Genomic DNA, 25,431 nt, shown 5'->3' with positions numbered 1-25,431 from the left:
GCCGCGTCTCAGACAACCATAAGAGATAAACGTATCTCATTCGGACGAATCCCGACCTTGGTCAGGATGGTCAATGAAATTGAGGGACGCAGTGTCGAGCCGCTCCAGCAAACATACTTGTCCGAAATGGCGGGTGGCTCATCCCGCTGGACTGATACTCGGCTTATCCCCGGCGGGATAAATTCGGGCAAGTCCGAATCGGGCGCCGCAGCCGGTGGCATCTGAGCCGGCACGCTACAATGCCGGCGTTCCGATGCCCGAACTGTTGCGCGGGCGCACCACCGACTCGCTGATTACCCGATTTCTCTGATTCTTCCGATTCCCATGCTCGCTACCGATTCCGATCCGATCGTCGCCATTGCCACTGCTGCCGGCCGGGGCGGCATCGGGGTCGTCCGCGTGTCGTTCGGGCGCGGCGGCGAGGCGGCCGCGCTGCCGCTGATCGACGCGTTGTGCGGGCAAAAGCTCGCGCCGCGGCATGCGAGCTACGTGCCGTTCCTCGACGCGCACGGCGCGCCGCTCGACCGCGGGATCGCGCTGTATTTCCCGGCGCCGCATTCGTACACCGGCGAGCACGTGCTCGAGTTGCAGGGGCATGGCGGGCCGATCGTGATGCAGCTGCTGCTGCAGCGCTGCCTGGATGCGGGGCGCGGCTTCGGGCTACGGCTGGCGGAGCCGGGCGAGTTCACGCGGCGCGCGTTCCTGAACGACAAGCTCGACCTCGCGCAGGCCGAGGCCGTCGCCGACCTGATCGAGGCGAGCACCGAGGCGGCGGCGCGCTCGGCCGGGCGTTCGCTCGACGGCGCGTTCTCGCGGCAGATCCATGCGCTCGTCGACGACGTGATCACGCTGCGGATGCTGGTGGAGGCGACGCTCGATTTTCCGGAGGAGGAAATCGACTTCCTCGAAGCGGCCGACGCGCGCGGCAAGCTCGCGAAGATCCGCGCGCAACTCGCGCACGTGCTCGGCGATGCGCGACAGGGTGCGCTGTTGCGCGAAGGGCTGTCGGTCGTGCTCGCGGGGCAGCCGAACGTCGGCAAGTCGTCGCTGCTGAATGCGCTGGCGGGCGCCGAGCTGGCGATCGTCACGCCGATCGCCGGCACGACGCGCGACAAGGTCGCGCAGACGATCCAGGTCGAGGGGATTCCGCTGCACATCATCGATACGGCCGGGCTGCGCGAGACGGAGGATGAAGTCGAGCGGATCGGCATCGCGCGCACGTGGAGCGAGATCGAGCGCGCGGACGTCGTGCTGCATCTGCTCGATTCGCGTACGGGGATGACGCCGGACGACGAGACGATCGCCGCGCGGTTTCCGGCCGGTGTGCCGGTGGTGCGCGTGCTGAACAAGACGGATCTGACCGGCGTGCCGGCGTGCGTCGAGCATCCGGCGGCGGAAGGCGATCTGACCGAGGTGCACCTGTCGGCGAAGCGCGGCGACGGGATCGACATGTTGCGCGCGGAGTTGCTGCGGATTGCGGGGTGGCAGGCGGGGGGCGAGGGGGTGTATCTGGCGCGCGAGCGGCATCTGATCGCGCTGCGGGCCGCGCAGGAACATCTCGCGCAGGCGGCGGATCACGCGGAGCAGCGTGCGCAGTCGCTTGACCTGTTTGCCGAAGAGCTGCGGCTCGCGCAGGAACAGCTCAATGCGATTACCGGGGAGTTCACGTCGGATGATCTGCTGGGGGTGATTTTCAGCAGGTTTTGTATCGGGAAATAACCAGTCGCCCAAGATTGTCCAAGGTCGTCTAGCCATCCCTCTGAAAACCTCGTATTCGCTAGGACTAGTCGCCTAGTTGCCGTTGGATCGGAAGCGCGCCGCCGAGCTGGTGGAGCGTGCGATCGGACTGTCGAACGAGTACGGCGGGAAGCCGGTGCGCAAGCCAGATTTGAAACGGGCGATGGAGCGCTATCACTATGTCGTGCGCAAAGTCGGCATGACCGATGAGCGCGTGCCCGCACAGCCTCCGGTACGCATATGCGACCGAACACCTGGAGCGGTAGAAGGCAGCCGGCGTATCGCACTGTGAGGCGGCCGCCGACGTGTCGACATGGCTTTGTCGTGGGGATGGGCGCGGGACGTGGTGGAGCGGGTTTATGGGCGTGATGCGCTGGCAGGTGCGGAGGTGCGCCATGCATAAGCACGTCGACACGCTGCCCGAGGTGGGCCACTCGCGCTGGAGGCAAATCGCACCGTTCGTGGGTGTATGCCGTGAGACGTGGCGCAAGCTCTGCTTGACCGGGCGTGCACCGCAGCCGATTCAACTATCTCCGCGGTGTACGGTGTGGCGAAATGACCAGATGCACCAGTATCTGTCGGACCCGCTGCAATATGAAGCGAAGTAGAAATGTGCTGGTTTTATGACCCGAGGAGATCAAGATCCATACTCGAAGGCCGATATCGGAACTATACGTTTCTTTACCTTGGGGGTTGCGTGACATGAAGTACCATCGCTTCAATATCGGGAATCTCGAAAATGGTGGAGATGTCAACGAATGGTGGGCCGAGAATGTTCGGCGCGGCGTAATCACGACAGGTTTTGATGGCGAGCCCGATGATGAGGGCGAGAAACAATTGCGAGCGATGGACGAGGGCGACCGAGTTCTTGCTTATGCAAGTGGCTATGGCTACGTTGGAGCCGGACGCGTGCTGGGAGATAGTACGTACCGGCTGCATGTTAGTGCGCCGCTTGGATCGGTATCGACACATCAGCACGAGCGCGGCGTCCGGTGGGAATACGTGATCTCCGATGTCAGGGACGGCATCAGCGAGGAGGAGGCTCGCCTCTTCCATCCAATCAGAACCCGCTTACCGGTTGCAAATGCGTTCGAGGCGGATAATCTCATCGCCATATTTAAGGAGAGAGCGGCGAGGCCGGAAGTCGACCTTGTCGCTCTTCAGGTTGATTTTGATGAAGCGGTAAGAAGGTCAAGTTACGATTCGCAAGCCGCACGACAGAAACGGCTAAAAGTCGCGCCCAAGCTACCTGAAAGGATTACTATTTCCACGTATGCCTATCTTCGGAATCCGGACGTGGTTGCGGAAGTATTGGATATAGCGCAAGGACAATGTCAAGAATGCGGAAAGCCCGCACCTTTCCCGAGGAAAAGTGATGGCAGTCCATACCTAGAGGTGCATCATCGAGTGCGACTGGCCGACGGCGGTGAGGACACGGTTGAGAACGCTATTGCCTTGTGTCCGAACTGCCATCGAAAAATGCACTATGGAAAATTGGATTGAGTACGAGACGTGCAAACAGGTTGGGGAAACATGGAACCGAGGCCTGACGAGGTGGCAGAATGACGAATCGGGCCGAGGTGGACGCCGCTTTGCAAGAGGCAAAGGAAGTGGCGTCTCGATTGAGGGCGTCGTTGCCCTCATCAGTCGATGCCGCGCAGCAGGGCATCATGTTCAAGTCGTTGTTTTACGCCTTGGTAGTCCGAGAGGCGTTATTGCATCGAATCGTGGCGCTTGCGGATGATGCCTTTGCGCTCCATGACGCCTCACGTTCGCTAAGTGCCGCCATCATCGCACGCTCGATGTTAGAGACGATGTCGATACTCGGGTACCTCCGAAGCGTCTTTGAGAAATTTGAAGCCACCGGAGACGAGAAGATCCTGTTCGACCGGATAGCAAAAGCGGTTGTGGGCGCCAGGAACATGCAGGACGAGGCTCCCACCGCAGTTCATGTGTTGAAGGCGATCGATGAGACGGAACGGCGCATCGGTGTTCCGGGTTTGATGGCAGTTTACGAGTCGCTTTGTGAGTTCACGCATCCAAACTGGAGTGGGGTGCTAGGCTCTTTCGGCGAGCATGAACACGCGCATCGCGTAGTGTTTGGAACGCCCCCGAGAGCTATTCCTCCGGTGGAGGTGCATCTCGCAATTATCCTGACTACGTTCGAGCAGTTCTATACATGGCTCGGCGAGGCAATCTGCACGGCGAACGCAAGGCTCCAGCAGAATCGTCAACGCGAAGGATCGTCTTCCTCGACGAGTTCGCGAAGTTTTTTGCAGAAGTCACCGTAACGCATAGAGATGCAGCGCTTCCCTGTCGGAAAGCGCCGTAGACTGCGACGGTCCTCGGAGATGAACCAATCGGCGGCCGTAGTCGCAACATCAACGATAAAGGCATCGGCTTCGCTATTGGATGTGCCGCGGTGAGCGTCATAGACTTCACCGGAGCCCAAGTAGTCGCCGGCACACATCACGCCTGGGCGTGCGACAGCGTGGCCGATGGCTTTGACAGGGAATAGATCGGGGAGGCCAGCCTGGCGCTTATATAGCTCTTCAGCTACTTGACGCGGCATCAGAACCTCGACTGCCTGTTGAGCTATCAGGTTGCGCAACAACTCGACGCTCTCCGCATCCTGCTCTAGGCGGTCATAGATGTTTGAATCGAGGGTGATCTGAATCATCGGAGTTTGTTTGGCTAGGGAGCTGGGACGAGAGCACGAGAAGGGTAGACAGTCTTCGAGCTGTCTCGGAGGGGGCTTCGACAGCGCCGGAGACTTCCGGCCAGGAATAGACGTGCTGTCCTGCTGCCCGAGCGCGCTTGAAGTGGCTGTCGTTCAAGTTGTTGGTGATTACGACAGCACCTTCCGATAGTGCGACCAAGAACGCGTCCGTGCGGTTCCTCGGGATCGCTTTGCCGGGCCGCTCGGTCATTTTGATTGATCGCAGCGTCTGCACCGTGCCTTCATCTGCTCAGTAGCCGTGATCGAAGCCTGAGTAGCCATTGCTTGACCCATCACCGGCAAAGCCGAAGATGCCGCGCTCCGTCGCAGCGGCGAGAAGCCGCCGGCACAGTTCCTTCTCAGCCGCTGTTGTGTTGTCGCTCTGGATGCCTTGCTGGTACTCAGTGGCGAGGTCCGGCGTTACCGCTAGCGTGAACTCGCTGTCCGCCAACGCCGCAACAGGGTCGATGCCAGCCTGGACCAAGTTGGCCAAGGTGTTGTTGTCGAGGTAGATGTTCATGGCGCAACTCATCGAGGGTGGCTGGACACATCGTACGCCCCGCGTTCCTTTTCAGGCGGCGCCATCTGGGGTTTTCCGTGCTCGCCCTCAGTGAGCGGGGCGCGGCGACGCTACTTTTTCTTTTAAAATTAGCAGTTTAGAGCTAGACTCTCAATCATGCGAAAGAATGCACAACGTCCGCTCGTTGATTCATTCTCAGCCGCGCAAGCCGCGCGGCTGTCCGGACTCACCCTCAGCATGGTCAACTATCTATGTCGCTATGATGTTGTTGTACCAAGCGCTAGCGATGAGCGCGGCCGCGGAAGGCGTCGAGCGTTCACGTATCGCGATGTGCTGTTGCTTCGAGTGCTTTCGCAGTTGTTGAAGCAGGGTGTTTCGGTGCTGGGGCTGCGTAGGAGCTTGGTCGCGTACCGAGAGCGCGGGGCGTTTGCGACAGGCATTGAGTCGTGTCGCTACTTCGTAACCGACGGATATAATGTCTATTTCCGCGATGGCGGTCGCTTAGAAGACTTGTCGTCCGGGCAGCGAGCATTTGCGTTCGTACTGGATATGAAGCCTGTCCGCGACGCGCTGCAAAAGGAAATAGGGCGGGCACGTCGAGCAGGGAACGCCTGACGATCAGTGATGTCGATCATCAAAATAATTACATTTACCTTTCGCCTCCTGAGGGGATGACGATGAACGTGAGCAAAGTTATCGACGCGGTCAGCTTGGCCCGCGAACCGGAACAAACTTCGGGGATGTTGTCCGAGGTATGCGCTCGCGTGCAAGATCTGCGTGATTTTTATCCTGCGTTCGATAAATGGTTGGTAGAGCGGGTTGTTCCAGGCCTGCAGACTGGTGAGCGCTCGATTTTGATCGAATACCGTCAAGGGCAACTTGCTGCATTGGCGATTCTGAAGGACGCTGACGAGGAGAAAAAGCTGTGCTGCCTTCGCGTGCTCCCCGGCTTTGAGGATCGTCACGGACTTGGTGTTCGTCTCTTCGAAAAGTCTTTTGAGCAGCTTGGTACTTCTGCGCCTTTACTGAGTGTGGCGGAAGAGAGACTTCCTGTCTTCCAGCGCCTCTTTGATCATTTTGGCTTTGAACTTGGTGCTTCCCATAAAGGGATTTATCGGCCCGGACGAACCGAGTATGCCTTTAACGGAGTTTTGCTTGTCCCAAATGACGAGGCTCGCGTGGCGCGAGCCATTGAATCAAACTCGGGCACTGGTCTCAGTCAATAGCCGGATTAAAGTGCACGCCACCAGGACGAGATCGCCTCTGTGCGACTCGTCCATATTTGCTTGATAAACTTGGCAAATGCTCTTGCCGTTGCTCGATCCGTAATGAGAAGAATGAGCAATACACCTAGGGGTACAATTGCCAAAATCGGCAGCTGCTTCCAACTTTGATCTTTCGGGGCAGTATTAAAGACGGCTTTTACCTCGTCCCAAATCGCACTTCCAAGAGTTCCTAGCAGCATCACCACAACTAGAAATCGCGCGTTGGTCCAGCGCGACGAAGTGACATGAACAAATCTACCTAAGGCCACAAGGGCTTTAGCTGGGTCCTCGTCCTTGCTGGACGCGGTCCACTGGTACCCAAGGTAATCCTTGACGGACTCCCCATGCATTGCGTGACTACGATGTGGGAGATTAATGTAACCGTTCCAGATTTCTTCGTCCTCCAGTGACCGGCAACCTTTGTATCCTTCTCCTTGAAAGGGAAGTTCTGTTTCTCGCGGTACGATCGCGAAGACGTGAACCTTCTTCAGACTGGGAAACTCCAGCGCCGGCTCGCCAAGTAAAACTTGGTCGGGGACGCCGCGACGCACATTTACTCGAAAATCCAATAGCCGAGTGATCGGGCTTGAGCTTAAAAGATTTCTATCTTTTGCCCGAAATGTTGAAAAGAATGCATCCATATGGACGTGCGTCAATCTTATGCGGATATATCGACGAAGACCTTCATGTGTTGGATCGGAAAAATTCAATGCCGGCCAACGGATCTGTAAGCGAGTAACCTCGCTATGAGTGTCGATCGCTATCTGTGAGAAAACAATTCTCGATTGATCCAAGCGAACAAGTAGGAAAGGGATGTCTTGATTGGGATGTGAGCCAAGCGTGACTACTGCGTAATGTTGTCCTGAGACCCCGGAATATGACGCAACCTCATTGAAGATCGCAGTAAGGATCTTGTCTCCATCGAGTCCTGGACCAAGGTCGACAACTTGCCGAGGTTCGACGCGCCATGGCACATCTATCCAGATTTCACTAATGGACTCAGGTTCACTTATCATCAACCCAATATCGAGATAGGCTTTGTCCGCGATATCCCAGAGATTCACATGCAACTGATCTTGCGGAGGCATCGGCCGCTCGACCGTGTGCATCTCCGCTGCAGCTTGATGCCGAAGATATCTGACGACGATCCCCGAAAATGGATAGTTCATTGGTCTACATATGCATAGTTTTGTGGGGGGCGCATCACCCCCAAATCTTGCACGAATGTATCATGAACTATCTCGATTGCCTGCAGAATCAGGCAATGAACGTCCCGTTTCCGGTCGATGTACTTGAAAAAATCTGATTCGTTGACGCCTGAGACACCGCCGAACTGACCCCAGGCCTCCTCCGCTTGGATTGTTAAAACTTCCTTGACGGCGGCCCGCAATGCAATGCGGCCCTGGCTTCCTTTCTCGCAAAACCAGATAGTCCGGACTCTTGCCTTGGGCCAGACCTTGCGAAACTCGACGAGCTTGTCTCCCGACAACAATTTCCCGACTAGGGTTGGCGTTACCGTCACAACGACTGCCGCAGCAGAGTCGAATCCGTCTAGAGTTGTTTGCATGAAAGGAAGGGGAGCTTGCGGCTATCGGAAGCGACGAAGGCAAGCATTCATGGTCGAGTGGTCGATCTGGGGCAAATTATGCCGTCGATCCACTTGCTGGGGAAAAGGCGGGGGGTACGACGAGGTGCGATGTAGATCAGTTTTTATGGTACACAAAATATGATTCTATTCGCTATGTCCTTTCTGCGTAAGGGTATGGCCGTATTTGCTAGCTTCTGTATCGAAGTGAGCGGACACTGAGCCGTACGTTGCCGTTGCCTGCGGCGTGTCGTCGAGTACGAACGGCATGGGCACTCATGCGGCGTCATGGCCGGATGCCGAAACGAATTCGAACATCCGGCATGACAATGCACTGCTCGGGCGAAAGACCTCAATCCCAATGACGATGATGGTGGTAATACCCGCCATCCCCGTAGTACCCGCCACCATCAGGCACCACGATACAGCCGCTCAACAACACGGCGACGCCGGCAATCAGCAAAAGGGCCTTCTTCATCGCGTTCACCTGCTCGGGTTCAATATGAAACCCAGCATAGCGAGCGGCCCCGGCCCAGGCTGTAAGCGATCGTATCCCCGCGCCGCAATCCGTAACGGCGGATTATTCCGGTCACAATGACCGTAACAATTCGCCAAACAGCAGACGTTTCAAGCGACGACGACTCGGTTTCGCCCCGCATCCTTCGCGCGATACAGCGCGGCATCGGCAGCTTCGATCAACGCGTCGGGGGTCGACAGATCGTCGGCCGACACGGTCGCGCAGCCGACGCTGACGCTCACGCGCCCGGCCGGCGAGTCGGGCATCGCGAGGTCGAGCCGCAGCACGGCTTCGCGCACTTCGTCAGCCACCACCCGCGCACCGCGCGCGCCGGTGTTCGGCAGCACGATCGCGAATTCCTCGCCGCCGTAACGCGCGACGATGTCGGCCGGCCGCCGCACCGCGCCGGCCAGTGCATTCGCGACGGCGATCAGGCACGCATCGCCCTTCACGTGACCGAACGCGTCGTTGTACGCCTTGAAGTGATCGACGTCGACCATCAGCAGCGACAGCGGTTCGCCCTGCCGCCGCGCCTGCAGGAACAGCGTGTGGAAATGATCGTTGAAGTGGCTGCGATTGAACGCGCCGGTGAGTCCGTCGCGCGCGGAAGAGCGGATCAGCGTCGCGTGCGCCTCGAACAACTGCTGATACAGCATCGTCACTTCCCACGCGAGCACGCACACGAGCACGCCGGGCGTGAACATGCTGAACACGCGCGCGACATACCAGCCGACCGTGAAGCGATTGGTCGACAGCAGGTTCAGCGTCGTATCGGTTAGGCAGGCGAGCACCGCGATCGCTAGCCACAGGTCGAGCGTCGTGCGCAGCCGGCCCGTGACCAGCACGGCCACGAGCGCGAGCACGTTGAGGATCCACACGACGAGCGCGATGCCGTTGACGGGCAGCACGGCCGCGTCGCGGGGCGGGTGGAATGCCGGCGGCAGCGACACGTTCAGCGCGAGCGCACACAGGAGCGCCGCCGCGATGGCCGGGCCGCCGACGAGCGCGACGGTCCAGCGGCGCGTCTCTTTCGCGCCGACCGGGGCGCGCGTCAGCCGTTCGCGTGCGACCAGCGCGGCCATCACGAAGCACGGAAAGCCGGCATGCCAGAAGACCCACATCCACGCGGCGCTTTGCGGGCGCGCGCCGAGCAGGCCGTGCGGGGCGAACACGCCGGGGAAGGTGAGCAGCTGCAGCGCGACGGCGAGCGCAGTGAACGCATAGGCGCCGCCGAGCGCCCCGAGCACGGGCTGGCGCGTGACGGTGAACTGCGCGCCGAGGAAGAACGCGGCGATGCTCGCGGTCGTGAATACGGTGAGCGCGCACATCGGCATGAACGGCTCGACGGCCGGCAGCGCGACGTTCGCGTGCGGCGCGGCGATCCCGAGCGTGAGCAGGATGACGAGCGCCGTCAGCGCGCCGAACCACAGCTGACGTTGCGTCGTGTGCTGGATCAGGATGCCTTCCATGGAGTCCCCCCGGACACGCGTGCTCGAACGCCCGATCTTGCGCCGGGCGGCACGCCTGCCGATCGCGGCGCGACCGGTGCGGCCCGATCCTATCGCGTTATTGGTCGGCGCTCAAATGCCGAGCCCCGGGCCGAAGTTGCCGGCGACCCAGTGCGTGACGGCGTCGACGTCCGCGTAGTCCTGTTCGGGCAGGCCGTCGAGCATCGACAGGACTTCGTTGCTGGCGCCGGCGTCGCGCGCGGCATCGACGATCGCATCCTTGTTCGCCGGATAGCGGACGGCCGCCAGCACATCGGCGATCTGCAGGTCGATCGTTTCGTTCGGGATATCGTGCGGAGGAGTGGTGGGCTTGTCGTTCACGTCGGCGTCTCGCGGGTTGGGCGGGAATCGGATCGAAGCGCAAGGGGTGTGTCCGGCAGGTTACGCGGCCCGGGTCGCCCCGGCCGGGCTTGTCGCGGATGGCGATGATCGACGTCAATGTCCGCGTCGCACGCGGCGCCACGGATGCTTCCAGTCGATGTGCGGCGCGTTCTCGTCGCGCGGATGCTGGCGACGGTGCTCCTGCCACAGTTCGTCGGAAAACAGCGCAGCCACGATGACGAGCGGCAGCACGAGGAAAATTCCGAGGATGACTTGCTCGATCACGATAGCCTCCTTGCGGTGGCAGGAACCCTTGCTCCCATTCTAGGCTCTGAACTTCGCCCGCGTTCAATTTCTTACAGTGCGAAACGGGCCTGAACGCGGCCGCGCCGCGCGGGCGTTCCGCACGTGCGCCGGCCTCAAAAAGGACATGAACATGCAACTCCAGAACGATACCAACACGCTCGCGCTGCGGCCGCTGGAGCGCCAGGACCTGCGCTTCGTCCACGAACTCAACAACGACGCGAAGATCATGCGCTACTGGTTCGAGGAGCCGTACGAAACCTTCTCGGAACTGTCGCAGCTGTACGACCGCCACGTGCACGACCAGCGCGAGCGCCGTTTCGTCGCGGTCGATGCGCAGGACGAACTGGTCGGCCTCGTCGAGCTGATCGAGCTCGACTACATCCACCGCCGCGGCGAGTTCCAGATCATCATCGCGCCGCAGCGCCAGGGGCGCGGCTATGCGGGCCAGGCGACGCGCCTCGCGATCGAGTACGCGTTCAAGGTGCTGAACATGCGCAAGCTGTACCTGATCGTCGATACGTCGAACGCGGCGGCGATCCACGTGTACGAGAAATGCGGATTCCAGCACGAGGCCGAATTGAAGGAGGAATTTTTCGGGAATGGCGCGTATCACAACGCTTATCGCATGTGCATCTTTCAGCGCGATTATTTCGAGCGGCAGCAAATCGCCTGAATAAAGCAGGGTAAACGCCACACCGGTAAAAGCGCTTGCGACGAGGCTTCGCAAGCGCCGAATACAGGCGGGGAGCTACGGATAAATACGGATACGCTTATACCTGGCATTTTTCTTGTATCAGGTATTTGCGATTCCGCGCTGCGGTAAAGTCGAATCGTTTCGGATGACTTTATGTGCATCGCATCAAAATGATCCGGATAGCGAAATGGATTATCCAAACCGTTCAATCGCCGCATTGTAACTTTGCTGAAAGCGTTGCCTGGTAACGCTCTCCGCCCGGCGGCGCGGGCCGATGCGCAGTTTGGCCGCACTTGCCGGGTGCGCCCATTTCGCGAAAAGCAGCCTGCGCACGGGGTGCGACAATCCGCCGCTATTGCGGTCGCACAACAAATGTGCTTGCTATCGTTTGCCGGTCTTCTAAAGTGAAAAACGCGGGTTCACGATCACCTTTAAACACATAGCTAACCCAGCCTGGTGCCCGCAAGCCTGGAGACAGAACATGATCAAGCGTACCGGTGTCCTTTTTGCCCTTGTCGGCGCATTTTGCGCTGTGTCGATTGCGCAGGCCGGCGGCGATTCGGCCGTCAAGCCGAAGCAGGAAATCCAGCTGACGAAGAACGCATGGGGCTGCCTGTCGAAAGACAATCTGGATTCCGTACTGAATCACGAACGTGACGGCAAGTCGCAGGCGAAGCAGCAGTACTTCGACGACTTCCGCTGTCTGTCGGTACCGGAAGGCCAGCGTTTCCGCGTGGTGTCGGTCGATCAGGGCGACGTGCAGTTCGTCAGCGCCGACAACAGCGACCAGCAAGGCCTCTGGACCGATTCGCGCTTCGTCAAGCAGTAAGCGTCCATTTACCGCGCAGTCGCACGACGCGCGAGCGCGCCGGCCGACCAGCCGGCGGCGCGAACCATCACGGCCCGGCGCCTGCCGGGCCGTTGCGCTGTGGATCGCGCATCACGCGCGCCGGACCGCGCGCATTCGGTATCATCACGGCCCGACCGAACCGAATGCCCGCCCGGGCCGCATCCGCATGGCGCTGAAATCCACGATCTACAAAGCCGAACTGCAAATCGCCGACATGGATCGGCATTACTACGCCGATCACGCGCTGACGGTGGCGCGTCATCCGTCGGAAACCGACGACCGGATGATGGTGCGCATCGTCGCGTTCGCGCTGTTCGCGCACGAGCGGCTCGAATTCTGCAAGGGGCTGTCGGACGTCGACGAGCCCGACCTGTGGCAGAAGGATCTGACGGGGGCGATCGACGTGTGGATCGAGGCCGGCCAGCCGGACGAACGGCGCATCTCGAAGGCGGCCGGCCGCGCCGGGCAGGTCACGGTGATCGCCTACGGCGGCAAGACGTCGGATATCTGGTGGCAGGGCGTGCGCAGCAAGGTCGAACGACTGCGCAACGTGCAGGTGCTGTCGCTCGCCGACGGCGTCGCGGCCGCGCTCGGGCGGCTCGCGGCGCGCACGATGCGCCTGCAATGCACGGTGCAGGACGGCACCGCGTGGATCTCGAGCGCCGACCACGATCCGGTCGCGGTCGAGTGGACCGTACTGAAGGCGCGCGAGGGCGCGTAAGGGGCCGTACGGGCCCGTCAGGGCCCGCGCGCCGGCCGCGTTCAGCCGAGCGCGGGCGGCGGCCCCTTGAATTCGACCATGTTGCCTTCGGGATCGAACAGGTAGATCGACGGCCCGTAGCCGCCGGCGCCGTAGCGTTCGGCCGGCGCGCCGGGCCGCGCGCCATGCGCGGCGAAATGGGCGATCAGTGCGTCGGGATCGAACGGCTCGACGCGCAGGCACAGATGATCGAGGTTGCGCCCGGTGCCGGGCGGGCCGCTGTCGGGCCGGTCGATCGGGCCGCCGACCGTGAGCAGGTCGATCAATGCATCGCCGGCGCGCAGTTGCACGAGGCCCAGATCGGGCTGTTCCTTCTCCACATGGCAACCGACGGCGTCGCAGTAAAAGCGCGTCATCGCCGCCATGTCGGTCACGCGCAGCACGACGTGATCGATTCCGCGGATGGTGGGCTTCATGGGCGGGACTCCTTCGCAGTCGACGAGCATCGAGTGTAGACGCATCGCGCCTGCGCTGCCGGCCGGAACGCGGCACAATCGACGGACGAAAAAAAGCCCGTTCACGCGGAGCGGAACGGGCTTAATCCATATCAGGAGGAGACATGGAGGAGACAGTTCCAACTATACACACGGCGATGGTGCGACGCAATATTCCGATTGCAAAAAAACGTCAGGACGGCGATTTGTCGCATCCGCACTGCAACAAAAAGGTGACGGGACGATGACGAAAGCGGCGTTGCAGCCGCCGCCGCGCGCGTTTCGTCGGCTTTGATCTTTAACGATGCGACCCCGACTCGCCGGCACGAATCACAGAGCAAGATTCAGGGCGCGACGGCATGTGCCGATGGCTAGAGTAGGCACCATCTACACTAGAGAGTGCGAGGTTCAGATGAAAACCGCCTATCCGACCGACGATGCCCGCTGGGGCGCCGTGACCGAGCGCGATCCGCATGCGGACGGCGCGTTCTTCTATGCCGTCAGCACGACCGGCGTGTTCTGCCGCCCGACCTGCGCGTCGCGACAGCCGCGCCGCGAGAACGTGTCCTTTTTCGCCGATCCGGCGGCCGCGCGCGCGGCCGGCTTCCGGCCCTGCAAGCGGTGTCAGCCGGAAGGGCTGCCGCGCGAGCTGGAAATCGTCAATCGTGCATGCGCGGTGCTCGATGCGCATGCCGAGCGGCTCACGCTGCAGCAGTTGAGCGGTGCCGTGCACGTGAGCCCGTTTCACTTGCAGCGCCTCTTCAAGCGCGTGGTCGGCGTGTCGCCGCGGCAATATCAGGCCGCTCAGCGCGGCGCCGCGTTGCGGCAGGCGCTGCAAAGCGGGCAGCCGGTCACGCAGGCAGCCGTGGACGCGGGGTTCAACTCGCCGTCGCGGCTCTATGCATCGGTGCCGAGGGAGTTGGGAATGGCGCCGTCCGCGTTCCGCCGCCAGGGCGCCGGCCTGCGGATCGACTATGCGACCGCGTCGACGTCGCTCGGCACGGTGCTCGTCGCCGCCACCGAGCAAGGCATCTGCCGGATCGCGTTCGGCGACGACGCGGCGTCGCTCGTCGGCGAGCTGAACGACACGTTCGCACGCGCCGAACTGGTCGAAGCGTCGGCCCGGCTCGCGCCGTTCGTCACGCAGATCCGCGCGTACCTGGACGGCACGCGGCAGGCGTTCGACCTGCCGCTCGACATCGCGCCGACCGCGTTCCAGCAGCGCGTGTGGGAAGCGCTGACGCATATCCCGTACGGCGAAACGCGCAGCTATTCGGAGATCGCCGAGGCGCTCGGCTCGCCGCGCGCGGTGCGGGCGGTGGCGTCCGCGTGCGCGTCGAATCCGGTCGCGCTCGCGATCCCGTGCCACCGCGTCGTGCAGAAGGGCGGCGCGCTCGCCGGCTATCGCTGGGGCGTGCGCCGCAAGGCGACGCTGCTCGCGGCCGAGGCGCGTCATGTTCACCACGATGAAGCCGAAGCCGAGACGGAGGGCAGTGCGGTTTGAGCATCGACACGACAACGATTACGTCCCTCGCGAACGGCGGCCTTGTGCCGCCGTCCGCGCAGAGGGAGCTGCGCTACAAGGCGCCGTACGATTGGGCGCGCGTGCTGCGCTTCTTCAGCGGGCGCGCGATTCCCGGTGTCGAGCAGGTCGCCGACGGCGTGTATCGCCGCATCGTCGATCTGCACGGCGATGCGGGCCGGCTCACCGTCACGAAACATCCGCGCAAGCATTGCCTAATCGCGACCGTCGAAGGGGCGGTCGCGCGTCACGTCGACGATGCATTTGCCGCACGCGTTGCGACGATGTTCGACCTCGGCGCCGATCCGGCCGCGATCGGTGGCGGCCTCGCGCGCGACCCGTGGTTCGCGCCGCTCGTCGAGGCCGCGCCCGGGCTGCGCGTGCCGGGTGCGTGGTCGGGGTTCGAGCTGGCCGTGCGCGCGATCGTCGGCCAGCAGGTGAGCGTGAAGGCCGCGACGACGATCGTCGGCCGGCTCGTCGAACGGGCCGGCGAACGCGTGATCCATGAAGACGACGGCGCGCCCGCGTGGCGTTTCCCGACGCCCGATGCGCTGGCCGCGTGCGATCTCGACAAGATCGGGATGCCCGGCAAGCGCGTGGCGGCGCTGACCGGCGTGGCGCGCGCGGTGGCGGCCGGCGACGTGCCGGTCGATCGCGCGCATGCCGATCTCGCGACGCTGCGCAGCGCGTGGCTCGATCTGCCCGGCATCGGCCCGTGGACCGTCGAATACATCGCAATGCGCGCGTGGCGCGACCCGGACGCGTGGCCGGCCTCCGATCTCGTGCTGATGCAGTCGATTGCCGCGCGCGACCCGGCACTCGACCGGCTCGCCAGCCAGAAGCACCGCACCGAAGGCTGGCGGCCGTGGCGTGCGTATGCGGCGTTGCATCTATGGAACGAAGTGGCCGATCGGGCAGGCGGCGCGCGCGGCGGATAAGCGCGCCGCGGCCGGGTGCGGCAACAAGAAAGGCGGCGCCGCAACCCATTGCGCACGCGGTGCCGGCATGCGGTAGGCGGCAAGCGCCGGGGACGTGACGCGGCGCCGTCGCGGCGCTTCTACACTACTTCCGATGCCGGCCCAATGTAGCGCGTGCGATGACTGCGCCCGCGTCGTTTCGCGATCGATCCAGCGGCGCGGTTGCACCTGCCGCCACCCGTTCGCCGCTCACGTTTCGTCCGACGAATCTCGCTGACCGGCGTGCCGATCGGCTTCGTCGGGAACCGGTGATACGGACCGGGACCGCCGCGCCCACCCCGCCCGATCGCCCGCTCCGGCCCGCGCGCCGTGCCCGCGGCCACCTCAAGCGCGGCTTCCGGCGAGATGTTAAAGTGCCCGCTACCAACGAAGCGACCAACAATCCAGCCGGCCGCGCGCGGCGTTCTGCGCGCGGCCGTCACGCACTTGCGTCTCCATGTCGAACACCATGACTCACCGCCAGTCCGAACTGCTGCTGAAACGCCTCGACGCGCTGAGCTCGGGCCCGACGCGGCAGCATCTGCCCGACGGCCTGCGCGGCATCGAGAAGGAAAGCCTGCGCGTGACGCGCGACGGGATGATCGCGTTCACGCCGCATCCGCGCGCGCTCGGTTCGGCGCTCACGCATCCGGCGCTGACGACCGACTATTCCGAAGCGCTGATCGAACTGATCACGCCCGCGGAGCGCGACGCCGCGCTCACGCTCGAACGCCTCGACGATCTGCATCGCTACGTGTACGCATCGCTCGGCGACGAGATCCTGTGGAACGATTCGATGCCCGGCCTGCTGCCGGCCGACGACCAGATCCCGATCGCCAACTACGGCACGTCGAACATCGGCCGCCTGAAGACGGTGTACCGGCGCGGCCTCGCGTATCGCTACGGCCGCACGATGCAGTGCATCGCCGGCATCCACTACAACTACTCGCTGCACGAGGAAGTGTGGCGGCGCCTGCATGAGGAAGAAGAATCGACGGCGACGCTCGTTGATTACCAGTCGGAACGCTATCTCGCGCAGATCCGCAACTTCCGCCGCCGCAGCTGGCTGCTGATGTACCTGTTCGGCGCGTCGCCGGTGCTCGACACGAAGTTCCTGCGCGGCAAGCCGCACAAGCTCGACACGTTCGACGCCGATACGTTGTACCGGCCGTATGCGACCAGCCTGCGCATGAGCGATCTCGGCTACTCGAACACGACGGCCCAGGCCGCGCTGCACGTCGACTACAACACGCTGCCGGGCTATCTCGACGCGCTGTCGAAGGCCGTGAGCGAGCCGTATCCGGCGTACGAGGCGATCGGCACGCATCGCGACGGCGAGTGGATCCAGATCAACACGAACGTGCTGCAGATCGAGAACGAGTTCTACTCGACGATCCGGCCGAAGCGCGTCACTTATTCGGGCGAGCGGCCGCTGCATGCGCTCGCGTCGCGCGGCGTGCAGTACATCGAAGTGCGCTGCCTCGACATCGACCCGTTCGAGCCGACCGGCATCGCGCTGGAGACCGCGCGCTTCATCGACGCGTTCCTGCTCGCCTGCGCGCTCGACGAAAGCGCGCCGCTCGACTGCGACGCGTACAAGGAAGCGAACGCGAACTTCGGCAGCGTGACGCTGGACGGCCGCAAGCCGGGGCTCACGCTGACGCGCGAAGGTCAATCGGTCACGCTGCAGCAGTGGGCCGATGAACTGATGGCCGATATCGAAATCGTCGGCCGCCGGCTCGACGAAATCCGCGGCGGCGACGAGCATGCGCGCGCGATCGCGGCGCAACGCGAGAAGCTCGCCGATCCGGAGCGCACGCCGTCGGCGCGCGTGCTGCGCACGATGCGCGAGAATGGCCAGTCATTCCTCGCGTTTGGGCTCGCGCAGAGCGAAGCGCATGCGGCGCATTTCCGCGCGCATCCGCCGTCGGCCGAGACGCTGCACGCCGAGCAGGCGCTTGCCGCCAAGTCGCTGGCCGAGCAGGCCGAACTCGAAGCGAAGGAGGCCGGATCGTTCGACGCATTCGTCGCCGCCTATCGCGCCTATACGCTGAACCGCTTCAGCGTGTGACGATCGCGCATGCGGCCGGCGCGGCGTGTGCCGCGCCGCTGCCGTGCGATCCATCCGGTTCCGTCGGTGAGCCGGTCAGTGGTGCGCATACGTGCCGCGGTCGATTGCGTGCGGCAGCGCCGGCTTGCCTGATTCCCCGGTCGCCCGGCCGTCGCTGCCGTAACCGGCAACGCCGCCTTCACCGCGCGCCTGCGCGGCACGCTGCATGACCGCCTGCATGTTCCGCGGAAAGTCGGGACTGCTTGCGAGGCTCGTCCGGTAGCCGGCGGCCTCCAGTTCCACGAGTTCCTGGCGGACCTGCGCGCGGGTGAGCGTCGACGCGGCTTGCGCATGAGCGGCGAACGCCGCGCCGATCAGCACGAATGCGCATGCCGCGTGTTTCATCGTCTTCATCGTGTGTGCTCCGTGAGGTTCCGGTGCCGAGCCATCGCCGGCGCGGCCGGAAACGATGCAGCCAGTCTAGGCTTCGGAGGCCAAACGAAACATCGTCGTGGCTGGCAGTCACCTTTTCCTGCCGCGCAACATTGCGCGCACCGGTGAACCGGCCGCGACGGGTTTCCTGTCGAAAGCGCCAGCCGCGCGCCATCTGCCGGTCATCGCGCGGCGGCTGGCTCCCATCGGCTCGCCCGCATCGGGCTTCTCCCCCTTGTACAAGCGCGTCGCGCCTCCTAACCTCTTTTAAGCGACCGATCGGTTGGCCGCGCAACGTCGTTGCGTAAGCAAGCGCCTGATCGTGGCCGTGACTGCAGGACATCGCCTTGACCCGAACCCGGCGCATCGACATGCGAACCGGGTCGACTCTGGAGACACGATGAACCCTACCGACGCCCTACCGCCCGGCATCGTCTTCGCTCAACCGTTGACGCCCGTCGCCCACTCGCTGCTCCTGTCGTTCCTCGTCGCCGCGATTCCGATCGCGGTCGCGCTGATCGCGCTCGGCGTGCTGCGCCGCCCCGCATGGCAGGCGTCGCTCGCCGGGCTCGTCGCGGGCCTGGCGGTGGCGATCGGCGCGTGGGGGATGCCGGCCGGGCTCGCGTTCAACGCGGTCGGCGCCGGCATGGCGCTCGCGGTCGTGCCGGTGATGTGGATCGTCTTCAACGCGCTGCTGCTGTACAACATCGCGGTGAAGTCGGGCCGCTTCGACCAGTTCCGGCAGTGGATGCTCGACAACCTGCCCGATGATCGCCGCCTCGTGCTGCTCGTCGTCGCGTTCTCGTTCGGCTGTCTGCTCGAAGGGATCTCCGGATTCGGCACGCCGGTCGCGATTACGAGCGCGCTGTTGATCGCGCTCGGCTTTCCCGCGCTCGAAGCGCTCACCTATACGCTGCTGTTCAACACGGCGCCGGTCGCGTTCGGCGCGCTCGGCGTGCCGATCACCGTGCTCGGCGCGGTCACGTCGCTGCCGCCCGCGACGCTCGCGCAGATGGTCGGCCGCCAGTTGCCGTTCTTCGCGTTGCTGCTGCCGTTCTACGTGGTCGGCGCGTACGGCGGGCTGCGCTCGATCGCGAAGCTGTGGCCCGCGCTGCTCGTGTCGGGCGGCAGCTTCGCGATCGCGCAGTTCGTCACGTCGAACTTCCTCGGCTACCAGCTCACCGACGTGCTGTCGTCGCTCACGTCGCTGATCGTGACGATCGGTTTCCTGCAGATGTGGAAGCCGCAGCCCGATCCGCAATACGCGCTCGCGCGCAGCGTGCCGGCCGCCGCCGGCGCCGCGCGCGCGGGCTTCGGCGGCTGGCTGCCGTGGCTCGTCGTGTCGGTGGTCGTGATCGTGTGGGTGCACGCGAACATCGCGGCGATCGGCGACGTGAAGATCAAGTGGCCGGGCCTGCACAACGCCGTATACGTGTCGCTGTACCACAAGCCGTATGCGGCGATCTGGGACTTCCAGCCGCTCGGCACGGGCACCGCGATCCTCGTGTCGGCAATCATCACGGCCGCGCTGACGCGCACCGGCCCCGGCGCGTTCGTCGAGTGCGTGGTGAAGACGTGGCGGCAGACGTGGATCGCGATCGTCACGGTGATGATGATCGTCGGGCTCGCGTACCTGCTGAACTACTCGGGCATCAGCTACACGCTCGGCACCGGCGTCGCGTCGACCGGCGCGCTGTTCCCGCTGGTGTCGGCATCGCTCGGCTGGATCGCGGTGTTCCTGTCCGGCAGCGACACGTCGGGCAACGCGCTGTTCGGCAACCTGCAGGTCGTCGCCGCGCGGCAGCTCGGCCTCGATCCGGTGCTGATGGCCGCGACCAACTCGTCGGGCGGCGTGATGGGCAAGATGATCTCGCCGCAGAACATCGCGACGGGCGTGTCGACGACGGACCTGAAGGGGCAGGAGGGTGTCGTGTTCGCACGCACTTTCTGGCACAGCGTGATCCTCACGCTGTTGCTCGGCGTGCTGGTGTTCCTGCAGCAGCACGTACTGACCTGGATGATTCCGGCGCTGCCGAAGTGAGGTGAGCGCAACGACAGAAGGAAGGCACGAGGAAAAACGAGGGAAGGCGCGGGAAAAGCGCCAGGTAATGCGCGGAAGCGGTGAACGCGCGGCGGCTCAGCGCGCGCTCGCCCGCCGCATCGTTCGTCCGGTTTCGATCGCGTCAGCAGCATCGACCGCGCCGGCCGCTTCGCCGCCGCCCGGCAGGATGCATGCGAGAAATGCGTCGATCGCGGGGCTCTGGCGGCGCGCTTTCAGGTAGTACACGTATTCGTCGATCGTCGTGTCGACGCCGCGCAGCGCGATCACGCGCAGGTCCGGATGGCGTTCAGCTTCGCCGAGCGGAAACAGGCTGCCGCCGACGCCATGCAGGATCGCCTCGCGGATCGCTTCGCGACTGCCGATCTCGGCGACCGATGTCGCCGTGACGCCGGCCGTGGCGAGGATCGTCTCCGTGCAGCGGCGCGTGACCGACCCTTCCTCGCGAATCAGCAGCCGCACGTCGGCGAGCCGCGCCGCGTCGATCGAATCGAACCGCGCGAGCGGATGATGGCGGTGCACGACGAGCACGAGCGGATCGGTCGAGATCACCTTGCGTTCGAGGCCGTCGGCGTCGTTGCGCTGCGACGAGACCGCGAGATCGATGCGGAATTCCTGCAGCGCCTGCAGGATTTCCTCGGAGTTGCCGATCCGGCACGTGAGCGCGATCGACGGGTGCGCGTTCGAGAAGCGGCCGACCGCATCCATGATGTAGTACGGGCCCGTCGCGCCGATCCGCAGATGGCCCTCGAACAGGCCGCCGACGTTGCGCAGCATGATGTCGGCCTGCGCCTCGAGCGCGATCATCTTCTCGACGAGCGGCAGCAGCTCGATGCCCGTCTCGGTCACCTCGAGCTTGCGGCCGCTGCGGTAGAACAGCTCGACGCCGTACACCTGCTCGACCTGCCGGATCTGCGCGGCGATCGTCGGCTGGCTCACGCCCAGGTGGCGCGCGGCGCGCGTGATGCTGCCCTGCCGGACGGTCGCGTGGAACGCCTTCAGCTGATCGAACACGACTCGGCTTCTCCCCCCCTCTTCATCGCGCGTCAGCGTAGCGCAGGCATATGTCGGCCGGATGAAAGACGCGCCGTGCGAGACTTCGAAAAAAAGCTGGGGGTGACCGCAAGAAACCTGCGGGAACCGGTCACGGCCGGGACATGCCGGTGCGGGGTAATAACGGCGACGCCAGATCGCCGGTCCGCTCGCCCGGCGCCCCCACTCCCACCGACCACAGGTGCTCTTCATGTCTTCGAACAATCGACGCGATTTCCTGCGCCTCGCCGCGCAGTCGGCCGGCGCGATGGCCGCCTACGCGGGCTTTCCGCCCGCGATCCGCAATGCGCTGGCGATGCCGGCCGCCTATCGCACGGGCACGATCCGCGACGTGGAGCACGTCGTGATCTTCATGCAGGAAAACCGTTCGTTCGACCATTACTTCGGCGGGCTGCGCGGCGTGCGCGGTTTCAACGACCCGCGCCCGCACCTGCTGCCGAACGGCGCACCGGTGTGGCAACAGCCGACGGCGTCGGTGTTCACGAAGAACTACCATTCGCGCGGGCTCGATCCGTCGGCGCCGTACGTGCTGCCGTTCTATCTCGACCCGAAGCAGACGACCGAATTCCAGCCGGGCACCAACCATGGCTGGAGCAGCGGCCACCTGTCCTGGAACAACGGCCAGTGGGATCAGTGGGTGAACCAGAAACAGGACGTGCTGACGATGGGCTACCTGAAGCGCCAGGATCTCACGTACCACTACGCGCTCGCCGACGCGTTCACGATCTGCGATTCGTATTTCTGCTCCGCGCATGCCGACACGGCGCCGAACCGGATCTACCTGTGGACCGGCACGGTCGACCCGCGCAACGTCTACGGCAACCCGCCGAACGGCCCGGGCATCGGTGAGCGCGACGACGTGAACGGCTACACGTGGACGACCTACGCGGAACGCCTCGAGAACGCGAAGATCAGCTGGAAGGTGTACCAGGGCGGCACGGGCATCCCGGGCGACCCGACCGACAACTACACCGACAACTCGCTGATGTTCTTCAAGCGCTTCCAGGTGAAGGAAGGCGCGAGCGGCCCGCTGGTCGACAAGGGCGCGTCGGACCACACGCTCGCCGAGCTGAAGGCCGACGTGCAGGCCAACCGGCTGCCGCAGGTGTCGTGGATCGTCGCGCCGTACAAGTACAGCGAGCACCCGCAGGCGTCGCCGACCGACGGCGCGTTCTACATCAACATGGTGCTCGAGGCGCTGACGTCGAACCCCGAGGTGTGGGCGAAGACGGTGTTCATCCTGAACTACGACGAGAACGACGGGCTGTTCGACCACGTCGTGCCGCCGGTGCCGCCGGTCACGAGCGGCGTGGGCGGGCAGGGCATCGTGTCGTCGAACCTGCTGTCGAACCTCGGCGACGAGCTGCTCGACCTGAACAAGTACCCGGGCGAAATGAGCCCGCTCGTGCCGGGCGCCGACCCGGGCGGCATCCAGCCGATCGGCCTCGGGCCGCGCGTGCCGCTGATCATCATCTCGCCGTGGACGAAGGGCGGCTGGGTCTGCTCGGAGACGTTCGACCATACGTCGGTGCTGCGTTTCCTCGAAGCGCGTTTCGGCGTGAAGGAGCCGAACATCAGCGCGTGGCGGCGGTCGATCTGCGGCGACCTCACGTCGGCGTTCGACTTCTCCGCGCGTCCCGACACGCGCACGGTGAGCTTCACGGTGCCGCAGCACATCGCCACCGCCGGCCAGGCGTACCAGGTGCCCGCGCAGCAATCGATGCCGGCGCAGGAACCCGGCACGCGTCCGGCGCGTGCGCTGCCGTACGAACTGTTCGTGCACAGCCGGGTGGGCGCGCATGACGACACGGTGTCGCTCGACTTCGCGAACACCGGCGACGCGGGCGCCGCGTTCTACGTGTACGACCGCCGCAACCCGGCGACGCCGCCGCGCCGCTACGCGGTGTCCGCGCGCGACCGCTTCGTCGATACGTGGAGCACCTCGGCCGCGCGCGGCGAGTACCATCTGGCCGCCTACGGCCCGAACGGCTATCTGTGCGAGTTCCAGGGCAACACGCGGCTCGCCGCGGACGGTCGCCACGCGAACCCCGAAGCGAAGATCGGCTACGACGTGCGCAATCGCCACGTGTACCTGCAACTGCGCAACAGCGGCCGCGCGGCGTGCCGCGTGACGGTCGACAACGCGTACAGCCATGCGCATGCGCGCACCTACACGCTGGAGCCGGGCGAGCGCGTCGAGGCGCACTTCGAGCTGTCGTCGAGCCACGGCTGGTACGATCTGACGATCACCGCGACCACGCTGCGCGGCGGCGACGACAAGGTCGTGCGCCGCTTCGCGGGCCACGTCGAGACGGGCCGGCCGAGTCAGAGCGACCCGGGGCCGGTGAAGCACACGGCCTGACGGCGGCGCAGGCGGTCGCGCGAAGCGGGACAGTTCCATCGCCGCGCGTGACCGCTGCGTGCCGGTTGCATGTCCACTGCACTCCGGCACGCGGATGAGATTTTGGAAACTGAAAACTGTTGACAATGTGCGGGGCCGAGGGTATACAACGATCATTCGCCGATATGGCGCCCTCGCTTTTACCCACAGCCTCGCTGCCTGCCCGACCATGACTGCCCCGAACGCGCTCAGCGCCATCGAACTCCTGCAAAGCCAGTCGCTCGCGATGATCGTCCAGGACATGCTCGAGCGTGCGATCGTGTCCGGCGAATATGCGCCCGGCGAAAAGCTCAACGAAGTCGATATCGCGACCAAGCTGAACGTGTCGCGCGGCCCGGTGCGCGAAGCTTTCCGCGCGCTCGAACAGGCCGGGCTGCTGCGCAATGAGAAGAACCGCGGCGTGACCGTGCGGGTCGTGCCGCTGCGCGAGGCCGAGGAGATCTACGAAGTGCGCGCGATGCTCGACGAGTCGGTCGCGCGCGCGCTCGCGAAGCGCAGCTCGCCCGAGACGCTGAAGGTGCTGAAGGGCATCATCCAGTCGATGAAGGACGCCGCGAAGACGCACGACGTCACGCGCTATACCGAGCTGAACGTGCAGTTCCACGACGCGATGGTGGTCGGTGTCGGCAATACGCACCTCACCGATACCTATCGCCGGCTCGTGCGTCAGCTCGGCCTGCTGCGCCAGGCGGCGATCGAGGCCGAGGAGGATGCGATCGCGGTGTCGGCGGCGGAGCACGACAAGATCGTGCAGGCGCTCGCGGCCGGCGACGAGGAAAAGGCCGTCGCGCTCGTGCGCGAGCACGTCGCGCACGGTCTTGCGCGGATGCGCCGCACGCATGAGCAGGGGTTGCCGGCGACGGGCAAGGCGGCGCGGGAGAAGGCCGGCGCGTGAACGGACACGGTGCGTGTCGTCGCACACCGCTCGGTTACGGGCCGGCCGCTCGTTACGCCGGGCGGGCGTAGCCTCGGTCGAAATCGACGTGGCCCCGGCCAAATACCATGATCGCCAGCAGGTGATTATTTGCGGTGTCGTTTATCGAAGGCATCATCCAGCACCCAGCCGGTACCAGATTTGCAGTCCACTTGCGTGTATGCATAGATTTTGGCAACACGATCCGTCAGTGGAACACAAGACTCGCCTTTCCTGATCGTAAAGATCGGTTGGGTCCTGTCGTCGTTTGGTTCGGCAAACGCAGGCATATCCTGAAGCGCCGTCCATTCCTCATCTTTGTATTTCGAGCACGCGCTGATCATCACAGTGAGTGTGGTCAATAGCAGGAGGCGTTTCATTTCTTCGGATATCGTCGGATTCCAATCAGGCGTTTCGAATGGCGCAGACCTGTCATCAAGTCTACGGGGGCTATGATACCCGGCAGTTGCCACCGTGGGTCGTAAGCCAGGATTCCCGCCTTGCCAAGTATTTCGGCTATGTTCGATGAGCAATTATTGTCGACGAGAGAGTATGGCTTGTTTTCGTGTCGTCGTCTTTTTATCTCGGAAACGATGATCTTTTTCTCATCCTTGGATGTATGGAGGAGATAGCCGATCGTATCGCGTTGCATCTTGGTCTGCTGGCGATTTAGATAGTTCAGGATGTTATCGACGTCCCATCCGGGGTGCGCTCTACCATATACGACTCCATCGACTGCAATCGCGGCATGTCCGAACTGTGACCCTCTTGAGACGGAGCGGGAGTCGCTAATCAAAATTTCGATGGTTGTTGATGAGTGCATGAAGGA

The 25,431-nt window shown here is 63.7% G+C and carries 28 protein-coding genes; 15 read left to right on the top strand and 13 right to left on the bottom strand.

The annotated features are described in order from the left end of the window. The first annotated feature begins 324 nt into the window (after positions 1–324). The 4 genes from mnmE (at position 325) to HWX07_RS22935 (ending at position 4,028) form a co-directional block, all read left to right on the top strand. Positions 325–1,719 (top strand): tRNA uridine-5-carboxymethylaminomethyl(34) synthesis GTPase MnmE, encoded by a 1,395-nt coding sequence (gene mnmE / locus HWX07_RS22950; RefSeq protein WP_175877782.1) that lies wholly within the window; start codon positions 325–327, stop codon positions 1,717–1,719. Positions 1,720–1,801: 82 nt separating this feature from the next. Next, positions 1,802–2,029, top strand: a complete 228-nt coding sequence (locus HWX07_RS22945; RefSeq protein ID WP_244130020.1) for a hypothetical protein — start codon at positions 1,802–1,804, stop codon at positions 2,027–2,029. A 410-nt stretch (positions 2,030–2,439) separates the two neighbouring features. Next, a complete protein-coding gene (locus HWX07_RS22940; RefSeq protein WP_175877781.1) occupies positions 2,440–3,240 on the top strand; it encodes an HNH endonuclease in 801 nt (266 codons plus the stop codon). 59 nt (positions 3,241–3,299) lie between these two features. Next, positions 3,300–4,028: a hypothetical protein gene (locus tag HWX07_RS22935; RefSeq protein ID WP_175877780.1), complete on the top strand. Its 729-nt coding sequence runs from the start codon at positions 3,300–3,302 to the stop codon at positions 4,026–4,028. On the opposite strand, the gene HWX07_RS22930 is transcribed toward HWX07_RS22935, so the two are convergent. Further along, entirely contained in the window at positions 3,968–4,417 is a 450-nt protein-coding gene (locus tag HWX07_RS22930; RefSeq protein WP_175877779.1) for a hypothetical protein, read from the bottom strand. The two genes, HWX07_RS22935 and HWX07_RS22930, sit on opposite strands and share 61 nt — an antisense overlap. Before the next feature lie 289 nt (positions 4,418–4,706). Next, positions 4,707–4,976: a hypothetical protein gene (locus tag HWX07_RS37005; protein ID WP_244130019.1), complete on the bottom strand. Its 270-nt coding sequence runs from the start codon at positions 4,974–4,976 to the stop codon at positions 4,707–4,709. A 677-nt stretch (positions 4,977–5,653) separates the two neighbouring features. On the opposite strand from HWX07_RS37005, the gene HWX07_RS22915 reads away from it, so the two are divergent. Beyond that, positions 5,654–6,202, top strand: a complete 549-nt coding sequence (locus HWX07_RS22915; protein WP_175877778.1) for a GNAT family N-acetyltransferase — start codon at positions 5,654–5,656, stop codon at positions 6,200–6,202. 5 nt (positions 6,203–6,207) lie between these two features. Here HWX07_RS22915 and HWX07_RS22910 read toward each other — a convergent pair whose 3' ends face one another. The 6 genes from HWX07_RS22910 to HWX07_RS22890 all read right to left on the bottom strand — a co-directional run bounded on the left by HWX07_RS22910 (position 6,208) and on the right by HWX07_RS22890 (position 10,457). Continuing rightward, positions 6,208–7,410, bottom strand: coding sequence for a hypothetical protein (locus tag HWX07_RS22910; RefSeq protein ID WP_175877777.1), 1,203 nt, complete (start codon positions 7,408–7,410; stop codon positions 6,208–6,210). Then, complete coding sequence (locus tag HWX07_RS22905; protein ID WP_175877776.1) at positions 7,407–7,808, bottom strand: hypothetical protein; 402 nt, start codon at positions 7,806–7,808, stop codon at positions 7,407–7,409. The genes HWX07_RS22910 and HWX07_RS22905 overlap by 4 nt, the downstream gene beginning before the upstream one ends. 370 nt (positions 7,809–8,178) lie before the next feature. Beyond that, positions 8,179–8,304, bottom strand: a complete 126-nt coding sequence (locus tag HWX07_RS37190) for a hypothetical protein (protein ID WP_260525822.1) — start codon at positions 8,302–8,304, stop codon at positions 8,179–8,181. 149 nt (positions 8,305–8,453) lie between these two features. After that, a complete protein-coding gene (locus tag HWX07_RS22900) occupies positions 8,454–9,812 on the bottom strand; it encodes a sensor domain-containing diguanylate cyclase (protein WP_175877775.1) in 1,359 nt (452 codons plus the stop codon). A 111-nt stretch (positions 9,813–9,923) separates the two neighbouring features. Beyond that, positions 9,924–10,172, bottom strand: coding sequence for a DUF2795 domain-containing protein (locus HWX07_RS22895; protein ID WP_006477421.1), 249 nt, complete (start codon positions 10,170–10,172; stop codon positions 9,924–9,926). 114 nt (positions 10,173–10,286) lie between these two features. Then, positions 10,287–10,457 carry a hypothetical protein gene (locus HWX07_RS22890; RefSeq protein WP_006489933.1) on the bottom strand — a complete coding sequence of 57 codons (171 nt, stop codon included), beginning with the start codon at positions 10,455–10,457 and terminating at the stop codon, positions 10,287–10,289. Between the two features lie 151 nt (positions 10,458–10,608). Here HWX07_RS22890 and speG point away from each other — a divergent pair, with 151 nt between their 5' ends. From speG to HWX07_RS22875, 3 genes are all read left to right on the top strand, one after another. Next, complete coding sequence (gene speG / locus HWX07_RS22885; protein ID WP_175877774.1) at positions 10,609–11,151, top strand: spermidine N1-acetyltransferase; 543 nt, start codon at positions 10,609–10,611, stop codon at positions 11,149–11,151. A gap of 502 nt (positions 11,152–11,653) precedes the next feature. Then, entirely contained in the window at positions 11,654–12,001 is a 348-nt protein-coding gene (locus HWX07_RS22880; protein ID WP_006477424.1) for a hypothetical protein, read from the top strand. Between the two features lie 187 nt (positions 12,002–12,188). Next, positions 12,189–12,743 (top strand): YaeQ family protein, encoded by a 555-nt coding sequence (locus HWX07_RS22875; protein ID WP_006477425.1) that lies wholly within the window; start codon positions 12,189–12,191, stop codon positions 12,741–12,743. Positions 12,744–12,784: 41 nt separating this feature from the next. On the opposite strand, the gene HWX07_RS22870 is transcribed toward HWX07_RS22875, so the two are convergent. Then, entirely contained in the window at positions 12,785–13,198 is a 414-nt protein-coding gene (locus HWX07_RS22870; RefSeq protein ID WP_175877773.1) for a VOC family protein, read from the bottom strand. A gap of 430 nt (positions 13,199–13,628) precedes the next feature. Here HWX07_RS22870 and ada point away from each other — a divergent pair, with 430 nt between their 5' ends. The 3 genes from ada (at position 13,629) to gshA (ending at position 17,765) form a co-directional block, all read left to right on the top strand. After that, positions 13,629–14,720 (top strand): bifunctional DNA-binding transcriptional regulator/O6-methylguanine-DNA methyltransferase Ada, encoded by a 1,092-nt coding sequence (gene ada / locus HWX07_RS22865; protein ID WP_175877772.1) that lies wholly within the window; start codon positions 13,629–13,631, stop codon positions 14,718–14,720. Further along, entirely contained in the window at positions 14,717–15,676 is a 960-nt protein-coding gene (locus tag HWX07_RS22860; protein WP_175877771.1) for an AlkA N-terminal domain-containing protein, read from the top strand. The genes ada and HWX07_RS22860 overlap by 4 nt, the downstream gene beginning before the upstream one ends. Positions 15,677–16,151: 475 nt before the next feature. After that, positions 16,152–17,765: a glutamate--cysteine ligase gene (gshA, locus tag HWX07_RS22855; protein ID WP_175877770.1), complete on the top strand. Its 1,614-nt coding sequence runs from the start codon at positions 16,152–16,154 to the stop codon at positions 17,763–17,765. 75 nt (positions 17,766–17,840) lie between these two features. On the opposite strand, the gene HWX07_RS22850 is transcribed toward gshA, so the two are convergent. Further along, positions 17,841–18,158 (bottom strand): DUF4148 domain-containing protein, encoded by a 318-nt coding sequence (locus tag HWX07_RS22850; RefSeq protein WP_175877769.1) that lies wholly within the window; start codon positions 18,156–18,158, stop codon positions 17,841–17,843. 97 nt (positions 18,159–18,255) lie between these two features. On the opposite strand from HWX07_RS22850, the gene HWX07_RS22845 reads away from it, so the two are divergent. Both HWX07_RS22845 and HWX07_RS22840 read left to right on the top strand, forming a co-directional pair. Next, positions 18,256–18,447: a hypothetical protein gene (locus tag HWX07_RS22845; protein ID WP_175877768.1), complete on the top strand. Its 192-nt coding sequence runs from the start codon at positions 18,256–18,258 to the stop codon at positions 18,445–18,447. A 129-nt stretch (positions 18,448–18,576) separates the two neighbouring features. Further along, positions 18,577–20,217, top strand: coding sequence for an L-lactate permease (locus HWX07_RS22840; protein ID WP_175877767.1), 1,641 nt, complete (start codon positions 18,577–18,579; stop codon positions 20,215–20,217). 96 nt (positions 20,218–20,313) lie between these two features. Here the strand turns inward: HWX07_RS22840 and HWX07_RS22835 are convergent, their stop codons facing one another. Next, entirely contained in the window at positions 20,314–21,249 is a 936-nt protein-coding gene (locus tag HWX07_RS22835; protein ID WP_175877766.1) for a LysR family transcriptional regulator, read from the bottom strand. A 229-nt stretch (positions 21,250–21,478) separates the two neighbouring features. Between HWX07_RS22835 and HWX07_RS22830 the strand changes: the two genes are divergently transcribed. Next, on the top strand, positions 21,479–23,650 hold the full coding sequence (locus HWX07_RS22830; protein WP_175877765.1) for a phospholipase C, phosphocholine-specific: 2,172 nt from the start codon (positions 21,479–21,481) through the stop codon (positions 23,648–23,650). 208 nt (positions 23,651–23,858) lie between these two features. Next, positions 23,859–24,584, top strand: a complete 726-nt coding sequence (locus HWX07_RS22825) for a phosphonate utilization associated transcriptional regulator (protein WP_175877764.1) — start codon at positions 23,859–23,861, stop codon at positions 24,582–24,584. Between the two features lie 125 nt (positions 24,585–24,709). Here HWX07_RS22825 and HWX07_RS22820 read toward each other — a convergent pair whose 3' ends face one another. Together HWX07_RS22820 and HWX07_RS22815 are read right to left on the bottom strand one after the other, a co-directional pair. After that, positions 24,710–24,982 carry a hypothetical protein gene (locus HWX07_RS22820; RefSeq protein WP_124479649.1) on the bottom strand — a complete coding sequence of 91 codons (273 nt, stop codon included), beginning with the start codon at positions 24,980–24,982 and terminating at the stop codon, positions 24,710–24,712. After that, the gene (locus tag HWX07_RS22815) at positions 24,979–25,254 is read right to left on the bottom strand and encodes a DUF4105 domain-containing protein (RefSeq protein ID WP_175877763.1); all 276 of its coding nucleotides are present in this window, start codon (positions 25,252–25,254) and stop codon (positions 24,979–24,981) included. Before HWX07_RS22815 ends, HWX07_RS22820 begins: the two co-directional genes overlap by 4 nt. Positions 25,255–25,431 lie beyond the last annotated feature (177 nt).

This window comes from Burkholderia sp. BCC0097, assembly GCF_902832985.1.
GTDB classification, from domain to species: domain Bacteria; phylum Pseudomonadota; class Gammaproteobacteria; order Burkholderiales; family Burkholderiaceae; genus Burkholderia; species Burkholderia orbicola.
The sequence above is the reverse complement of the archived record's forward strand: the minus strand, read 5'-3'. Positions and strand labels throughout refer to the sequence as shown.

Excerpts from the sequence above, each read along its gene's own strand:
- HWX07_RS22910 (WP_175877777.1), bottom strand. The coding sequence starts at position 7,410 with ATGAACTATCCATTTTCGGGGATCGTCGTCAGATATCTTCGGCATCAA.
- HWX07_RS22915 (WP_175877778.1), top strand. The coding sequence starts at position 5,654 with ATGAACGTGAGCAAAGTTATCGACGCGGTCAGCTTGGCCCGCGAACCG.
- HWX07_RS22880 (WP_006477424.1), top strand. The coding sequence starts at position 11,654 with ATGATCAAGCGTACCGGTGTCCTTTTTGCCCTTGTCGGCGCATTTTGC.
- HWX07_RS37190 (WP_260525822.1), bottom strand. The coding sequence starts at position 8,304 with ATGAAGAAGGCCCTTTTGCTGATTGCCGGCGTCGCCGTGTTGTTGAGC.
- HWX07_RS22815 (WP_175877763.1), bottom strand. The coding sequence starts at position 25,254 with ATGCAACGCGATACGATCGGCTATCTCCTCCATACATCCAAGGATGAG.
- HWX07_RS22935 (WP_175877780.1), top strand. The coding sequence starts at position 3,300 with ATGACGAATCGGGCCGAGGTGGACGCCGCTTTGCAAGAGGCAAAGGAA.
- mnmE (WP_175877782.1), top strand. The coding sequence starts at position 325 with ATGCTCGCTACCGATTCCGATCCGATCGTCGCCATTGCCACTGCTGCC.
- speG (WP_175877774.1), top strand. The coding sequence starts at position 10,609 with ATGCAACTCCAGAACGATACCAACACGCTCGCGCTGCGGCCGCTGGAG.
- HWX07_RS22825 (WP_175877764.1), top strand. The coding sequence starts at position 23,859 with ATGACTGCCCCGAACGCGCTCAGCGCCATCGAACTCCTGCAAAGCCAG.
- gshA (WP_175877770.1), top strand. The coding sequence starts at position 16,152 with ATGTCGAACACCATGACTCACCGCCAGTCCGAACTGCTGCTGAAACGC.
- HWX07_RS37005 (WP_244130019.1), bottom strand. The coding sequence starts at position 4,976 with ATGAACATCTACCTCGACAACAACACCTTGGCCAACTTGGTCCAGGCT.
- HWX07_RS22830 (WP_175877765.1), top strand. The coding sequence starts at position 21,479 with ATGTCTTCGAACAATCGACGCGATTTCCTGCGCCTCGCCGCGCAGTCG.
- HWX07_RS22820 (WP_124479649.1), bottom strand. The coding sequence starts at position 24,982 with ATGAAACGCCTCCTGCTATTGACCACACTCACTGTGATGATCAGCGCG.
- HWX07_RS22940 (WP_175877781.1), top strand. The coding sequence starts at position 2,440 with ATGAAGTACCATCGCTTCAATATCGGGAATCTCGAAAATGGTGGAGAT.
- HWX07_RS22840 (WP_175877767.1), top strand. The coding sequence starts at position 18,577 with ATGAACCCTACCGACGCCCTACCGCCCGGCATCGTCTTCGCTCAACCG.
- HWX07_RS22900 (WP_175877775.1), bottom strand. The coding sequence starts at position 9,812 with ATGGAAGGCATCCTGATCCAGCACACGACGCAACGTCAGCTGTGGTTC.
- ada (WP_175877772.1), top strand. The coding sequence starts at position 13,629 with ATGAAAACCGCCTATCCGACCGACGATGCCCGCTGGGGCGCCGTGACC.
- HWX07_RS22850 (WP_175877769.1), bottom strand. The coding sequence starts at position 18,158 with ATGAAGACGATGAAACACGCGGCATGCGCATTCGTGCTGATCGGCGCG.
- HWX07_RS22930 (WP_175877779.1), bottom strand. The coding sequence starts at position 4,417 with ATGATTCAGATCACCCTCGATTCAAACATCTATGACCGCCTAGAGCAG.
- HWX07_RS22905 (WP_175877776.1), bottom strand. The coding sequence starts at position 7,808 with ATGCAAACAACTCTAGACGGATTCGACTCTGCTGCGGCAGTCGTTGTG.
- HWX07_RS22875 (WP_006477425.1), top strand. The coding sequence starts at position 12,189 with ATGGCGCTGAAATCCACGATCTACAAAGCCGAACTGCAAATCGCCGAC.
- HWX07_RS22870 (WP_175877773.1), bottom strand. The coding sequence starts at position 13,198 with ATGAAGCCCACCATCCGCGGAATCGATCACGTCGTGCTGCGCGTGACC.